The 16,046-nt window shown below is 31.1% G+C and carries 11 protein-coding genes; 5 read left to right on the plus strand and 6 right to left on the minus strand.

Going from position 1 to position 16,046, the window contains the following annotated elements:
• Positions 1-46 precede the first annotated feature (46 nt).
• Positions 47-1,375 carry a lipase gene (locus GXK57_RS21775; RefSeq protein WP_160680126.1) on the plus strand — a complete coding sequence of 443 codons (1,329 nt, stop codon included), beginning with the start codon at positions 47-49 and terminating at the stop codon, positions 1,373-1,375.
• Positions 1,376-1,609: 234 nt separating this feature from the next.
• Here GXK57_RS21775 and GXK57_RS21780 read toward each other — a convergent pair whose 3' ends face one another.
• The 3 genes from GXK57_RS21780 to GXK57_RS21790 all read right to left on the minus strand — a co-directional run bounded on the left by GXK57_RS21780 (position 1,610) and on the right by GXK57_RS21790 (position 5,703).
• Positions 1,610-2,254, minus strand: coding sequence for a hypothetical protein (locus tag GXK57_RS21780; protein ID WP_160680127.1), 645 nt, complete (start codon positions 2,252-2,254; stop codon positions 1,610-1,612).
• A gap of 363 nt (positions 2,255-2,617) precedes the next feature.
• Positions 2,618-3,565 (minus strand): glycoside hydrolase family 43 protein, encoded by a 948-nt coding sequence (locus GXK57_RS21785; protein WP_243156486.1) that lies wholly within the window; start codon positions 3,563-3,565, stop codon positions 2,618-2,620.
• 683 nt (positions 3,566-4,248) lie between these two features.
• The gene (locus tag GXK57_RS21790) at positions 4,249-5,703 is read right to left on the minus strand and encodes a UDP-N-acetylmuramoyl-L-alanyl-D-glutamate--2,6-diaminopimelate ligase (RefSeq protein WP_160680129.1); all 1,455 of its coding nucleotides are present in this window, start codon (positions 5,701-5,703) and stop codon (positions 4,249-4,251) included.
• A gap of 275 nt (positions 5,704-5,978) precedes the next feature.
• On the opposite strand from GXK57_RS21790, the gene GXK57_RS21795 reads away from it, so the two are divergent.
• From GXK57_RS21795 to GXK57_RS21805, 3 genes are all read left to right on the plus strand, one after another.
• Positions 5,979-6,848 (plus strand): AraC family transcriptional regulator, encoded by an 870-nt coding sequence (locus tag GXK57_RS21795; RefSeq protein WP_160680130.1) that lies wholly within the window; start codon positions 5,979-5,981, stop codon positions 6,846-6,848.
• 325 nt (positions 6,849-7,173) lie between these two features.
• Positions 7,174-9,081 carry an acyl-CoA dehydrogenase family protein gene (locus GXK57_RS21800; RefSeq protein ID WP_160680131.1) on the plus strand — a complete coding sequence of 636 codons (1,908 nt, stop codon included), beginning with the start codon at positions 7,174-7,176 and terminating at the stop codon, positions 9,079-9,081.
• A gap of 40 nt (positions 9,082-9,121) precedes the next feature.
• Positions 9,122-10,321 (plus strand): FprA family A-type flavoprotein, encoded by a 1,200-nt coding sequence (locus tag GXK57_RS21805; protein WP_160680132.1) that lies wholly within the window; start codon positions 9,122-9,124, stop codon positions 10,319-10,321.
• A gap of 194 nt (positions 10,322-10,515) precedes the next feature.
• On the opposite strand, the gene GXK57_RS21810 is transcribed toward GXK57_RS21805, so the two are convergent.
• A complete protein-coding gene (locus tag GXK57_RS21810) occupies positions 10,516-12,450 on the minus strand; it encodes a Cache 3/Cache 2 fusion domain-containing protein (protein ID WP_160680133.1) in 1,935 nt (644 codons plus the stop codon).
• A 490-nt stretch (positions 12,451-12,940) separates the two neighbouring features.
• On the opposite strand from GXK57_RS21810, the gene GXK57_RS21815 reads away from it, so the two are divergent.
• Positions 12,941-13,489 carry a biotin transporter BioY gene (locus tag GXK57_RS21815; RefSeq protein ID WP_160680134.1) on the plus strand — a complete coding sequence of 183 codons (549 nt, stop codon included), beginning with the start codon at positions 12,941-12,943 and terminating at the stop codon, positions 13,487-13,489.
• A gap of 166 nt (positions 13,490-13,655) precedes the next feature.
• Here GXK57_RS21815 and GXK57_RS21820 read toward each other — a convergent pair whose 3' ends face one another.
• Positions 13,656-14,396 (minus strand): MBL fold metallo-hydrolase, encoded by a 741-nt coding sequence (locus tag GXK57_RS21820; RefSeq protein WP_160680135.1) that lies wholly within the window; start codon positions 14,394-14,396, stop codon positions 13,656-13,658.
• A 369-nt stretch (positions 14,397-14,765) separates the two neighbouring features.
• Entirely contained in the window at positions 14,766-15,623 is an 858-nt protein-coding gene (locus GXK57_RS21825; RefSeq protein WP_160680136.1) for a PHP domain-containing protein, read from the minus strand.
• Positions 15,624-16,046 lie beyond the last annotated feature (423 nt).

Raw genomic sequence — 16,046 nt, forward strand, 5'->3', positions numbered from 1 at the left:
GTTATATTGTACTTGTCAGTACAAAAAAATAGTGAGGTGTTTTATTATGAAAAACTCTATTAAGAAATCATTAATTCTAATGCTAGCCTTTATAGTGTCTTTATTCATTCCCTCTACAGGAACCTTAGTTAAAGCTAGTACTACTACTACTACTACTACTATGGCTCAACCTTCAACTATAGTTTCACCTTTACCTCAACTAAATAATGACTACCCTATTGTAATGGTTCATGGTCTCTTTGGCTGGGGAAACGATGAACTTTTTGGAATTAACTATTGGGGCGGTCAAAACAGTCTTAAGGATTTATTAAACAGCAAAGGTTATAAAGTCTTTACTCCAACCATAGGTTCCATATCTAGCAACTGGGATAGAGCCTGTGAATTGTATGCTTACTTAAAAGGCGGCACTGTAGATTATGGAGAAGAACATTCAAAAAAAGATGGACATTCGCGTTATGGTAGAACTTACCCAGGAGTTTATCCTGAGCTTGGTACCGTCGGCCCAAATGGTCTTAGAAAAGTTCATTTAATTGGTCATAGCATGGGTGGAGAAACCATTAGAGTATTAGCCCAATTACTTGAAAATGGGGACCCAGACGAGATAAAAAATAATACAAAAGATATCAGTACATTATTCACTGGAAATCATCATTGGATAGACAGTATAACTACAATAGGAACTCCTCATGATGGAAGTCAAGAGGATGAAAAACAGGACAACTTAGAGCCATTCTTTCATCAAATTTTCGCTGCTATGGCAAGCAGAGGCGGAGTGATTGATTCTAGCAATCCTTGCTTTGATTTTAGAATGGATCAGTGGGGCTTAAAAAAACAACCTGCTGAATCCTTTGACAGTTATGCTCATAGAGTTTTTACCAGTAACCTCTGGAAACAAACAAAAGATTTAAGTATATGGGATCTCTCCCAAGAAGGTGCTAAAGAGCTCAACAGTTGGGTAAAGGCCCAAAGTGATATTTACTACTTCTCCATAGCCTGTGTGGATACCCATGAAGCTTTATTAACAGGTCATCAAATCCCTAACATCAATATGGATCCATTACTTTTAAAAAGTTCTATATTTATGGGACAATATACAAACAACACTCCTGGTAAAGTTCAAGTTGACAGCTCTTGGTGGAGAAATGATGGAATAGTTAGTGTTAGATCTGCCATAGCACCACATGAAGGCTCCACAGATAGAATCGTAAATTATGATCATAGCAGTATGCCACAAAAAGGAGTATGGAACTATATGGGTGAGATAAATGACGTAGATCATATAGAAGTAGTGTCTCAAGACAATCCCCTATATCAAAAATATCTTCAGAACAGGTTTATTGATCTAGCTAAAATGCTAAGTAATCTACCAAAATAGCTTATTATTTCTTCAGTAGAACTCTATACAAAAACAGATTATCTTTATATAACTATATATGATTCTTAATTAATAGAAGCCATGGATTAAAGTCGGTTATTTTACCCTTTTATCCATGGCTTCTATTTGTACAAATGCTTTTATACCATTATAAATAATCTCTTTTTACTAATTTTTTTGACAACTTATTTTTTGATAATTAAACACCTTTCAAATAAATAGAAGTCTTTCATATTATTCAACCAAACTAAACTTTCTTAAGGTAGGCGTTATAATCTTCATAAACCAGTCTATTAATGGTCCATAGATAAACATACCGATTATTGTACCCTCTCTTACTGTCAGCTTGTTTCTAAAAATCAATGCAACTGCAACGGAAATAATTATAGATAATATATCAACTGCTTGTCTTATACTTCCAAAGTTTTTATTAATTCTTTTAGCTACAACCATACAAGCAGATTCTAGTGGAAAGCTAATAAAGTTGATAGCCATGATAACTGACACTGCAAAAGCACAAAGGATAAAACAGGCAAATAACAATATCAAACTTGTAAAATAGCTATTTACTGTGAACTTTGAACATATATCATAATATACGTAATTTATTACTAGTCCTACAAGTATAGATGCAAATACTTGTAGAGCATGTTTTAATTTAAATTCCTTCTTCAATAAGAATAATTGTAGTAGCACACAGCTTATATTTAAAATCATTGAAAGAGTTCCTACTTTTATTAATAATACTGTTGATATAGTTTGACTAAGGGCATCCCATGCAGTTACCCCAATTGCAGCTTTAAGTCCTAGGCTTGCCCCAATTGCTGTCAATATTATATTGATTGTTACTACTATAAATTTACTAATACTCTTTTTCATACAATCTCCTTCTATAGGGAACCTTTACAAAACTTAATTTATACGAATTCGATAATCATAAGATATAAAATTATCAAATAATGCTCAGCTTAAGTTTATTTAATTTGTACCTATAACTAATAATTTAATGACTGAATTTCATACCTTATAATAATATACAAAATTTAGACAAACTTAAATATATAATTTTAAAAAACAAGATTAATTTAGCTATTTTATTAAAATCCGGTATTTTTACTTCCACTATATGTTTACTATGTAATACCTTTGAATTATAAATTGAGCAATCTTCCATAATAATAAAAGAATTTATGATGCAAGATCATAAATTCTTTTATCTAAGCTAAAATATAAAATTATTGATTAATCTAACTCAAAGCGTGGTCTTCCATCATTGTCCCATTTTATCTTCAATACCATAGTGTGACGATTGTAATCGTATAAAGGATTACCAACAATCTTTTCATATGGACGAGCATGATAAATTAGTAAATCATCTCCGTCTTCTGAAACAGTAAAACTATTATGGCCAGGACCATATATATTTCTATCTGGATCAGTTGCGAAAACTGGCTTTCTTGATTTTTTCCAAGATTGTGGATCAAGTAAATCAGCTGTGTCATCAGCTTCTAAAAGTCCCATACAATAAGCAGCGCCAGTTGAACTACAAGAGAAGGTTACAAATATCTTGCCATTTCTTTTTAGTACTGCTGGTCCTTCATTTACCCAGAACTCAAATCTTTCCCAATCATAATCAGGTGTAGTTAGTAGGACTTGTACAGTTTTTAGCTTAACTGGTGATTCCATCTCTGCTATATAAAGATTAGAAATACCACCATCTCCGCCTACCTTTTCAGCCCAAATAAAATATCTCTTTCCATTATGTTCGAATACTGTAGCATCCAATGAGAAGTCAGAGAATGAAAAAGGATCATTATCAGCTCTTTGCATCATACCTCTTTCAACCCACAAATCAGACATTGGGTCATCTCCAGTACACTCTAAAACATATGGGCGTATCTTCCATACATCTTCTTTTTCACCTGCAGCAAAATATATAAACCATTTTCCATCAAGGTAATGAATTTCTGGTGCCCATATATGTTCACTCATAGGACCACTTTCATGTCTTTTCCAAACTGCTTTTGTTTCAGCTGTTGCTAAACCTTCTATGGTTTTTGATCTTCTAAGCTCGATATAATCATAAGTTGGCACAGAAGCAGTAAAATAGTAATATCCATCAGTATGTTTATATACATACGGATCTGCTCTCTGCTCAATTAAAGGTTTTGTAAAAGTATTTGCGATCATCCGTTTATTCCCCCTAGACATCAACTAAATAGATTAAAATACTTTAGGTTTTACTAAAACAATTCAATCTAACACCATTATATATCATATTTAATTTAATTTCTATACCTTTCATTTAATATTTATTAAAATAAACAAAATTTAATTTAAAGATATTATTAAATATATTATTAAATATATTATTTTATAATATAATGTATATATTTAAGTTCTCACCAAATAAACCACAATAATTTTTCTTATAGATATTCAATACTTAGCTAATAAACTTATTCTACGAATATGCTTTCTTTTCTATTTAATACACTGTCAAATTGCTCTAATCCTGTTAAATCAATAGCTTTAGCTAACAAATGAAAATACAAAATTCTTGTATAGTAAAAAGATTCATTGAATTATTTTATTCAATGAATCTTTTTACGAGAGCTAAAACATCAAATTTGCATTATAAAAATACTACTTATATATGATATAAAGTAAGCTACATAATAGAATTTTGTATTCAAATTTATGAATATATTTAATTTTTTTAAAACCTCAAACAAAAACTAATTTAATAAATACATTCACTATTTTATAATTATTTAAAAAGGTCTTATAAAGCTTTTAATTTTAATTTCTGATTAAAACAATTAAATCTTACAGCTAATTATTTTTCTTTGACTTAACTATTGTTACTAAGTTTAGGAAAAGTAGCTTAGAACCACCTCTTCATCACTAAAATGAATAGTTTCATCCTTTATGATTTGATAATTTTCATGGCCTTTACCAGCTATAATTACAGCATCCTCAGGTTTAGCTATATTAAGCGCTCTATTGATTGCTTGCTTTCTATCTTGTTCTCTTTCAAATTTGCAATTAGTACCCATTAACCCCTTTTCAATATCTTCTATGATTTTTATTGGGTTTTCCTTTCTAGGATTGTCTGATGTAACTATGCAATAATCACTAAATGTACCTGCGATTTCACCCATTATAGCTCTTTTACTAGAATCTCTGTTTCCGCCACAACCAAAAACTAATATGATTCTTCCCTTAGTTATTTCTTTTACTGACATAAGAATATTTTTTAGGGCATCCGGGGTGTGAGCGTAGTCAACTATAACTAAAGAACCCTTATTATTAGGAATGGCTTGAAATCTCCCTGGCACCCCCTTTATTTCCTTAACAGCTTTTATAACCTCCTCTAATTCAAAACCAATAAGATTACAGCTAGCAATTGCTGCTAAAATATTGTAAACACTGAATCTTCCAGGCACATTCAGTTCTACCTTAAAAGTTTTGTTATCATGTTTAAGGTTAAAGTGTACTGAACTATTGTTATACTTTATGTCTTGCGCTTGAAAATCACACTTTTTATTTACACCATATCCTAGAACCTTACAACTTGAACTAGCTAATATCTCTATGGAAAACGGATCATCAACATTTACCACTGCATTTTTACACATTTTAAAAAGCTTTAGTTTAGCTTTCTTATAGTTTTCCATGGTTCCATGTTCCTCTAAGTGATCCTGAGTTATATTTGTAAATACCCCTACATCAAATTCACAGCCATAAACTCTATCTTGAGCTAAAGCCGAAGAAGTAACCTCTATTACCGAATGTGTTGCTCCTAGTTCAACCATCTCTGAAAAAGTACTTTGCAGTTCCATAGAGTCTGGAGTGGTTGGATTTAATTTTTTAGTCTTCATTTCTACCCCGGAAACAGTATTCTGTATAGTTCCTATCACACCACACTTAACCCTAAGAGATTCAAGAATTTGTGCTATAAAATAACTAGTTGAAGTCTTTCCATTAGTTCCTGTAATCCCAACTACTTTTAGTGCTTTCATAGGCTCTCCATGATATTTTGAAGCTATTATTGACATTGCTTTTCTAGAATCCTTGACCTTAATAACTGTAACGTTTTTAGGTAGTTCCTTCTTAATATCATGTTCAACAATAACAGCTATAGCTCCCTTTTCAATAGCCTCTAGCACAAAATCGTGCCTATCCACATTTGTGTTCTTTACAGCTATAAACAAAGCTTTATTGCTAACACTCCTTGAATCCCACGCTATATGATCTACTTCAACAGCTGTATTTCCTTCTAATATTTCATACTGAATTCCTTCTAAAAGTGTATTTAATATCATCTTTCTCCTCCTATATTCTTATTTATAAATATTTGTATAAAATTTACTTACTTATGGTATTTTTTCAAGTATCCTACTTTCCTTATAAAATATTATATACTCACTATTTGCATATTATATTGCAATAAATGCTTATTTCATTGCATATAGTGCTATAATATAAACATCAAAGTAAATATAACAAAGTAATCTATTTTAAATTAAAATATTTTGGTTTTATAGAAAAGCAACTATTAATCATCGGATTATTAGACTAACTTATGGGAGGAATTGAGATGAATGGACAATCCACTACAGAAAATATTAAACGAGGTTATCTTAATGAAGACTTTCTTTTTTTTAAGCTAAAAGATCAAAAAAAGTCAGAATATGAATTGCATTATCACGATTTCAGTAAAATAATCTTCTTTATATCTGGTGACGTTACCTACATTATTGAAGGTAAATCCTATAAGTTAAGACCTTGGGACATCCTACTAGTTGGTAAAGATGATCTTCACTTACCAATAATAAGTTTTAATGAACCTTATGAAAGAATAATACTTTGGATCAATCCTTTATTTTTAGAAAAATATAATGCTCCCAGCACCGATTTACTCAACTGTTTTAAAGTTGCCAATGAAAGAAAGCTAAACCTAATTAGATTAAATTCTGTACAGCTTGATACTTTAAAGGAACAACTTTCAAACCTAGAAAAAGCAGTAAAAGATGATGGTTTTGGAAGTGAAGTTTTAAGGAAGGCTTTATTTCTTCAATTAATTGTTGAAATTAATAGACTGTATTTAGAAATTGATAATTATACGAAATTAGAAGATATTAAGTATGACCCTAGAATAGAAGAAATATTAAATTTTATAAACTCTAACTTAGGTAATGACTTATCAATAGAGCTTATAGCTAATAATTTTTACTTAAATAAATACTATCTAATGCATCTATTTAAAAAAGAAACAGGCTATACATTATATGGATATATACAAAAAAAGAGATTAAGAAAAGCTGCAGAACTCATTAAATCAGGATTACAATCTAGCGAAGTCTGCTCGCTTTGCGGATTTATCGACTACTCAAGCTTTGTCAGAGCTTTTAAAAAGGAATTTCAATTTTCTCCCAAGCAGTATTTCAAAGCCTCTTCTAGTAACTAGCTGTTCTAAAGCCTTCATATTGCTAGGACTTGATAAAAACCTTTTTATACTTTCATAAACAGTAAATAATAATATAAATTACTTAATTATCGGTTCTAATGAAAACCTTTAATAATATAAATATTATAGAGAGTTATTTTTATACCAAATAAGTATACTTTCATAATATTTATTTAAGAATAGGCTACCTTTTATCAAATTATTTTTGAAGCCTTTATTTTCTCCTGAGTAAATGCTTTAAAGATAGTTTTAGATATGAAGTAGCTCGTACTTATGAGTAATATATCTATCAATTTAGATATATTTATTAAAGGGAGGGATATATATGTTTTTTAAGACAACTGCACAACATGAGGACTTAAGAATGAAAATTAGAGCCTATGCTGAAGATGAAATTAAACCAATTGCATTTATGCTAGATCAAGAAAATAAGTTTCCATCTGAAGCTATTACTAAGTTAGGCGAATTAGGCATGTTAGGTATTCCCTATCCAAAGGAATACGGGGGAGCTGGTCTGGATGTAATAAGTTATGCTATTGCTGTAGAAGAATTGTCAAGGGTAGATGGCGGTGTTGGTGTTATTCTTTCCGCTCATACCTCTTTGGGAACATATCCGATTGCTGCCTATGGTAATGAGGAGCAAAAGCAAAAATATCTCATTCCATTAGCAAAAGGTGAAAAGCTTGGTGCTTTTGGTTTAACAGAAGAAAATGCTGGAAGCGACGCTGGAGGCACTGAAACAACTGCTGTTTTAGAAGGCGATTATTATACCCTAAATGGTTCAAAGATTTTTATAACCAACGGCGGTGAAGCTGATATTTATGTAATATTTGCAGTTACTACACCTGATATTGGTACTAAAGGTATAAGTGCATTCATAGTTGAAAAAGGCTATGAAGGTTTTTCCTTTGGAAAGCACTATGACAAAATGGGTATCCGTTCCTCTGCTACTGCTGAGCTTATCTTTAATGATGTAAAAGTACCTAAAGAAAATCTGCTAGGTAAAGAGGGCGAAGGCTTCAAGATTGCAATGTCCACTTTAGATGGCGGTCGTATCGGTATTGCTGCTCAAGCCTTAGGTATTGCTCAAGGTGCATATGAGAATGCCCTAGAATATTCAAAAGAAAGAGTTCAGTTTGGTAAACCTATATGCAGACAGCAGATCATAGCATTTAAGCTAGCAGATATGGCTACAAAGCTTAGAGCAGCTAGACTACTTGTATATAGTGCTGCAGAGCTTAAGGAAAATCATGAATCTTATAGTATGGAAGCAGCTATGGCAAAACAATATGCTTCAGATGTATGCCTTGAAATAGTGAATGATGCGCTTCAAATATTTGGAGGTAGTGGTTATCTAAAAGGTATGGAAGTTGAAAGAGCTTATCGTGATGCAAAAATATGTACAATATATGAGGGAACAAATGAAATTCAACGCTTAGTTATTTCCTCTCATATCATTGGAAAGATGCCAAAAAATGAGACTGCTAATAGAGCTTCTAAACCTGAACCTGCAACCGGATATCGTAAAAAAGTTATCTTTAAGCAAGGAACTTCTGAAGAAAAGGTTGCTGCTCTAGTAAAAGCTCTTAAAGAGGATGGATATGATTTTACTGTAGGAATTCCTTTAGATACTCCTATAACCAAGGCAGATAGAGTTGTCAGTGCAGGTCTAGGTATAGGAAGTAAGGAAAATATTAAGCTTATAGAAGCTCTAGCAATTCAAGCTGGCGCTGCTATCGGTTCCTCAAGACCTGTAGCTGAAACGCTGAAATATGTGCCAATAAATAGGTATGTAGGCATGTCAGGTCAAAAATTCAATGGTAATTTATATATTGCCTGCGGCATTTCCGGTGCTGGTCAGCATCTAAAAGGAATAAAAGAGGCTACTACAATCGTAGCTATCAATATTGATCCTAACGCAAAGATCTTTAAGAACGCAGATTATGGCATAGTAGGCGATTTAAATGAAATTCTACCTCTACTCACTGCAGCTTTGGACAATGGTGAAGCTAAAAAGGAAGCCCCTCCAATGAAGAAAATGAAAAAAGCTGTTCCAAAACATTCCTTACCAAGTTATAAGCATCACGTATGTAATGGCTGTGGTTATGAGTATGATCCTAACTTTGGAGACTTAGAAGGAGAAATACTTCCAGGAACTTTATTTGAGAAGCTTCCAGAAGAATGGTCCTGTCCAGCCTGCGGTGAAGAAAAAAATATGTTTATCGAAGCTTAGTTACAGTAAAAAAGTTTTAATTTTAAGGAGGATAAAATTCATGTACTGTTATAGAAAAATAGATGAAGATCTTTACTGGATCGGAGGAAATGATCATAGACTTGCTCTTTTTGAAAATATACACCCTATTCCTAGAGGTGTTTCCTATAACTCCTATGTACTTTTAGATGAAAAAAATGTGTTATTCGATACAGTTGATTGGTCTATTTGCCGTCAATTCCTGGATAACCTTAAAGAAATACTAAAGGATCAAACCCTTGACTACATGGTAATAAATCATGTTGAACCAGATCATGCGGCTTCTATAGAAGAAGTGCTTTTGAGGTACCCTAAGGTACAAATTATCTGTACAGAAAAAGCAGCTTTATTCCTACGCCAATTCGGCTTTCCTGTAGATGGAAAGTTAATAGAGGTAAAAGAAAATGATACTATGAGCTTTGGCAAACATAATGTGGTTTTCGTTGCTGCTCCAATGGTTCACTGGCCAGAAGCAATGGTAACTTATGACACTACCACCGGTACATTATTCTCCGCAGATGCTTTTGGTTCTTTCATAGCCTTAGACGGAAAACTGTTCAATGATGAAGTAAACTTTGATAGAGACTGGATAGATGAAGCAAGGAGATATTATACAAATATAGTTGGTAAGTATGGTCCTCATGTTCAAACCTTATTAAAAAAGGCTGGAACCCTTGACATTAAAGTTATCTGCCCACTTCATGGTGTAGTATGGCGTAATGACTTTGGGTATTTATTAGATAAGTATGACAAGTGGAGCCGATATGAACCAGAAGAAAAAGGCGTAGTCATAGTTTATGGAACCATGTATGGCAATACTGAAGCTGCTGCAAACTATTTGGCAACCAGTTTAGTAGAAAAAGGTCTAAAAAATGTAGTGATGTACGATGTTTCCAAAACTCATGTATCCTACTTAATCTCTGAAACCTTCAAATATAGTCATTTAGTGTTAGCTTCTGTAACCTATAACTTAAAAATATATCCACCTATGCTAGATTATATAAATGATATGAAAGCCTTAAATTTACAAAAGCGTAAGGTGGCTATAATAGAGAATGGTTCTTGGGCACCTCAATCAGGTAAGTTAATTACAGAACTGTTAAATGGAATGAAGGAAATGACCATCTTAGGTAACAATCTTTCAATAAACTCCTCAGTTAAGGAAAACGATATTCCTTCTATTGATGATCTAGCTGATAGTATCATTGAATCAATGGAATAATCATTTTAGCTCGCAAATTTGTCTAAAACTTAATCTCCAATATAAACTATAAAAAATAAATTCACTGAAGTATTCTTCTTCAGTGAATTTATTTATGCATATGTTTTTATTATAAAATAACTCTTCATATATAATTCATAACAATAGTGTCTAGAAGAAATTTTCTATTATTTTCTTTAAACCTAATTATACTTCTAATTATATATATCAGAGAACTCTATGCTGATGTTTTGAACATTAGATTGATTAGTCAATTCGCTCACAACATCATCTTCTTTTGTATCAGCAATAAGTTTTGCCGGAAGTGTTATTATAAATTCTGTCCCAACTCCATAAGAACTTCTTACCTCTATGCTTCCCTCATGCAACTCAACTAAAGCCTTAACTATAGATAGACCTATTCCACTTCCTTCGTGACTTCTACTTAACAAAGGATCCACTTGTTTAAATCTTTGAAAAAGCTGAGACAACTTTTCTTCAGGGATTCCTATACCTGTATCCCTAACTGAAATTACTACATACTCTCCTTTATCATGTAGGTTCACATATATCTCATCACCTGGTTCTGTAAACTTAGTAGCGTTAGAAATTAAATTAAGCAAAATACGCTCTAACTTTTCAGCATCAAAAGCCATTATCTTATCTTCTTCATCTGTATCAAATACTATTCTTCTATTCATATGCTGTACATATTCTGCTGTAGACTGAGTAATATCCTCAGCAACTTGTACTATATTACGATTTCTCATTTCTAACTTCATAAACCCAGAATCTATTTTTGTCATATCAATTAGATTATTTACTAATCTAAGCAACCTATAACAATTCTGTTTTATACTGCCAGTATAGTTTTTAATCTTCTCTGTGTTTAAGCTCTCACCCTTATTTATAAGCACATCAAAAAGTTGCGCTGTTGAAAATATTATATTTAAAGGTGTTCTTAATTCATGAGACATGTTAGCTATAAATTCCGTCTTTAACTTGTCATATTGAAGAGTTTCTTCTAATAGCCGCTTATTTTCTGATATCATATTATTAAAACTACTAGAAAGCACCCCTATTTCATCTTTACTTTCAATATTACACCTTACTGACAAATCTCCTTGTCCTGCTATTTCCATGCAGGCTTTCAACTTATCAATTGGTTTTACTAAGGTGTTAGCCAATATTAACGCTATAATTCCGCCAAAAATTATGATTATGGTTCCAGTTACTATAGTTGTAATCAAAATTGATCTTGAAGAAGAATTTAATTCATCATAATTAGCAGTAGTAACTATATACCAATGCCAAGGCTCAAAATATTTATAATATGCCAGTTTTTTCACACCATTATATGAATACTCTATAGTTCCGCTGCTTTTAAAGTGCATTTTCTTTACAAAATCATAATAACTAACATTCTTACCTTTATCCGTAGGATGAATAAGCACATTTCCCTCTGAATCTAATACATATGCATAACCTGTTTTTCCTAACTTTATATTACTTAAGGTAACTTCTAAATAACTGTTTACAATCTTATTACCTATACCTATAGCCCCAATAATTCTATTATTTTTATCTAGAAGCGGCTTCATTCTTGTTACATATCCATTGCCTTCTATTGAAATATCCCCAATATATTCTTCATTATTAAGTATTTTTTTATAAGGCACAGAATCACTATTAATGTATGTACCTAGTACACTATTATCATTCTTATAAATTGTACTTGAAACTCTTATTAGCTTATTATCATACAACAAAAAAATTGTTGCAGCGGTTCCAGTGGACTGCTTAAGCTTGTCAACTATAGTATTATCAACAGAAAGTCTTTGATTACCAGTATATATAACTGGTAATTTAAAGCTTCCAACCTGTATATTTTCATTATAATTCACGGTTAAATCTTGAAAGTTATTTAGTAAAGTATCCGCAAAGTTTAAATCAGAATATGACTTTTCAGTTAGTAATTCATTTCTCACACTCAATGTCGTACTAATTGATTCTGTTAGTCTTTGACTTTTTTCGTTAACTTCAGTGAGCACCGCATTATTGGCCTTTTTAGCAATCAAAAATCCTAAAACGCTTACAGCAAATACGATTAAAGCCATATAGCTTATGATAAGTTTATACTTTACTCTCATAAAAACCACTTCTCCCCTAGTGTATATATAATCAAAATTTCAATCCATAAAAAGGTATTCTCTACTTTCGTCCTAAAAGACAATATTCTGCTAATTATATCACACTTTGAGCTTATTTTCATTTAAATTTTATATCTTATCAATATAAAATATAATATAACTTAAATTGCAATTAATCATAGTATACATATAAATATATTATATGTTAATTCCAGCTTTGTAAACCATATATAAAAATTAGGTTGACAATTATTTCTGGTTATTTTATACTTATTTGGACAAGTTAATGAAATTGTCACTAAAGAAAGCTTTTTTGAACAACAGCCTTTCAGAATGTATGTGAGGATAATCTGTAAGGTCACATAATTTGTCTTTTTATTCTTTATCACATATCAAAATTTTAGAATTCTACGAATACCTATCAACAATTCTAACTTTGATATAAATGCCTAAAGAATAAAAGAAATATACTTATTTTGGAGGAATCTTAATGAATAAAAAAATACAACTTATAGACATGATTTACGCAGCTCTTTTTGCAGTTCTAATTTCAATACTTGGATACTTGATTATTCCTTTACCTTTTAGCCCAGTTCCATTAACTGGCCAAACTCTCGCAGTTATGCTAGCAGGAAGTGTTTTAAGTCCTCTTCAAGCAGGATTAAGCTTAATTACATTTATTTTTATGGGTATAATTGGACTTCCTGTTTTCTCAGGTGGAGCTTCAGGTATAGGCGTAATTGTAGGTTCTAATGGAGGATATCTGATAGGATTTTTAATTGGAGCTATTATTATTAGTTTAATCAGAAACAAAAGCAACTCTATTCCTTTACTAATAGCTGCAAATATTTTAGGTGGTATTATTATAGTTTATATTTTAGGAGTTCTTTGGCTTTCATTTATCACAAAAATGGGGATTTATAAAGCATTTACATTAGGTGCATTACCTTTTATTCCTGGTGATATAATCAAAGCTATAGTTGCAGCATTTATTGCCAAAAGAATAAACACTCTTAGAAGGAAAGCCGTTTCGTATTAAATATTAATAGGAGTTACTTTTTACTGTTTAAACTAAATAACCATCCTAAATCCTTGAAGTTACTAGGTTTAGCTTAGAAAAGTTTCACACTATTTTTTAAAGTAAAGAAGTCATGACTAGATAGGCACATAGTTGCTCTATTTAGTCATGACTTTTTATCTTTTAATTATTCGACTTTCATACAATTCTTTATGAAGTCTAAATTCACTTTATGGTATTCTTCAAACTCTTTTGAAGGTATTTCTATAAATTCATCCTTTAGTACTTTACTGACGTATTCTAAATTTTCCTCAATTAGTGTTTTGTCCTCAATACCAGTGTGTCCTCCTATGACTATACCTATCTCATTATTGAGATAGTCCTTAAGTGTATCAACATACTTTTCTAATTGAATAGAACTTAAATAAGGAATGGGCCTCTCAACATTATCTCCTGCATATAAAACCTTATCTGCTTTATCAATAACTGATATACAGTCAACAGTATGACCAGGAGTATAATAAAGTATTAAGGAATCCTCTTCAAAATATATTTTATCTGTAAAAGTCATATTGGGATATACTAATTCAACTTTACCTTTTTCATACTGTCTATATTTCTCTAGCTCAGCTGTACCTTCTTCTTCAATTAATTCTCTACATCTTTTATGAGCTATGATTAAGTCAGAACTATATAGACTATTTCCCCAAATATGATCCCAATGACTATGGGTATTTATTATAACTTTACTACTACTTCCAGCCTTTCTCTCTATATGCTCATTGACCTTTTGCATTACTTCTGGCCCTAAATAGGTATCTATTATATAAACATGCTTCTGTCCATAAATAACGTACACATTAGTAGCTATTCCAATATCATAGAAAGTGAATAGCTCGCCTCTACTTCCAACTTTAGTTATATCCATAAACTCACATCCTTCTGTATTCCAGAGCTATCTTTGTTGAGCTTTATTAATATTTTTAAATTCTAGCCCAATGAGGTTAATATTCTCCCTAATATGCCTTTAATCTTTACAGTCCAAAACCTTAATCATTACAATAAGAATACTAACCTAAGATAAGCTTTTATGGTACCCCATACTAATAATTAATGGTATATATGAATGTATTTAAAAAATGTGGGTGGCTTTTTTATTTGAATATTTTAGCTATGTTAAAGCACAGTGTGGAAATTGAACATAGACAATATTTAAAATCAAAAGTGTTAACAACATTTATTTAATACATAACAATATAGTGCTAAATATATACATATAAGGTTATAGAAAATTATATTATTTTAATTTATCTAATATATTAGTGTAAACTTCATATGGAATTAATAAGTTATTGTTTGTACCGCTACCTAATTCAACTTCTGGTCTATTTTTACCATGATAGTCTGTACCACCAGAAATAATTAAATCATATTTACTAATTAAGTAATCTAGAAAATCATAATCCTCTTTAAGGAAGGTTGGATAATATCTTTCCACACCATCTAAGCCTAAATCAATTAAATATTTAAACTCTACTTCCATCTCTTCTTTTGTCAAGCCTTCAAAACCTATTCTCTTATTATAATGAGCTACAAAAGATAAGCCTGCTGCTGCCTTTATTATCCTAATAGCATCTTCAGTCTTAATAAGTTCTTTATCTCTATATGGAATGGGATCCAAATATTTATGCCATATTTCATCTGAAGAATTACCTAAATTATTTTCAGACATATATCTAAAAATATTATATCTATCTAGATATTTTCCATGAGCCTTGTTTCTTAAATCTTCAATATTAATATCTAATCCTTTTTCCTTAATGCTTTCCAATATATATTGAACGCCTTCATCTCTAGTTTCCCTCATTTCATTGTAGGCCTCTAAAAATTCTTCATTGCTTGGATCTATTCCAATTCCTAATATATGTACTAGTCTTCCATCCTTATATAAGGAACTTATTTCTATTCCATTTAAGAATTCTATTCCATTTGCTTTTGCTAACAAAGAAGTTTCTTCTAATCCCATTATAGTATCATGATCTGTAAGCGCTATAGCTTTAACTCCTTCTCTAACTGCAACATTTATTAGTTCTTCTGGAGTGCTTGCCCCATCAGAATATTTAGTGTGAGCGTGAAAATCAACTTTATACTTCATATAAACTCCTTCATTTTTTAACTATATTATTTTATATTAAGGCTATTTTAAAGTGCTGTATCGAAATTAAGTGATACGTCATCATAGGATAGCTTAAAGCACATGTACTAATAGCTTTATATATCTTATACAAACTACATTATAACAAATTCTTTCTAAAGATGTACCAGTGCCAAGTAGAATATAATCAAGTAAAACGCCATTACTAATAAAAGTAATTTATAATAATCTTGAAGACTATGCTTTATTAAAATCTCTTATATGGTTGTTTTACATGTACTCAAAATTTAGATAAAGTCAACTACATTAATGTTCATAAATAAAAGCCATACATAAAATGAGATTACTCTAATTTTTATGCATGACTTATATTTTTATAAATGTCTTTAAAACTTTTCAGCTATATTTTTACTAATCTTCCGT

The sequence above is a fragment of the Clostridium sp. C8-1-8 genome (assembly GCF_009928445.1).
In the GTDB taxonomy this organism is placed as follows: Bacteria; Bacillota; Clostridia; order Clostridiales; family Clostridiaceae; genus Clostridium_AR.

Excerpts from the sequence above, each read along its gene's own strand:
- GXK57_RS21785 (WP_243156486.1), bottom strand. The coding sequence starts at position 3,565 with ATGATCGCAAATACTTTTACAAAACCTTTAATTGAGCAGAGAGCAGAT.
- GXK57_RS21795 (WP_160680130.1), top strand. The coding sequence starts at position 5,979 with ATGAATGGACAATCCACTACAGAAAATATTAAACGAGGTTATCTTAAT.
- GXK57_RS21820 (WP_160680135.1), bottom strand. The coding sequence starts at position 14,396 with ATGGATATAACTAAAGTTGGAAGTAGAGGCGAGCTATTCACTTTCTAT.
- GXK57_RS21810 (WP_160680133.1), bottom strand. The coding sequence starts at position 12,450 with ATGAGAGTAAAGTATAAACTTATCATAAGCTATATGGCTTTAATCGTA.
- GXK57_RS21825 (WP_160680136.1), bottom strand. The coding sequence starts at position 15,623 with ATGAAGTATAAAGTTGATTTTCACGCTCACACTAAATATTCTGATGGG.
- GXK57_RS21800 (WP_160680131.1), top strand. The coding sequence starts at position 7,174 with ATGTTTTTTAAGACAACTGCACAACATGAGGACTTAAGAATGAAAATT.
- GXK57_RS21805 (WP_160680132.1), top strand. The coding sequence starts at position 9,122 with ATGTACTGTTATAGAAAAATAGATGAAGATCTTTACTGGATCGGAGGA.
- GXK57_RS21815 (WP_160680134.1), top strand. The coding sequence starts at position 12,941 with ATGAATAAAAAAATACAACTTATAGACATGATTTACGCAGCTCTTTTT.
- GXK57_RS21775 (WP_160680126.1), top strand. The coding sequence starts at position 47 with ATGAAAAACTCTATTAAGAAATCATTAATTCTAATGCTAGCCTTTATA.
- GXK57_RS21790 (WP_160680129.1), bottom strand. The coding sequence starts at position 5,703 with ATGATATTAAATACACTTTTAGAAGGAATTCAGTATGAAATATTAGAA.
- GXK57_RS21780 (WP_160680127.1), bottom strand. The coding sequence starts at position 2,254 with ATGAAAAAGAGTATTAGTAAATTTATAGTAGTAACAATCAATATAATA.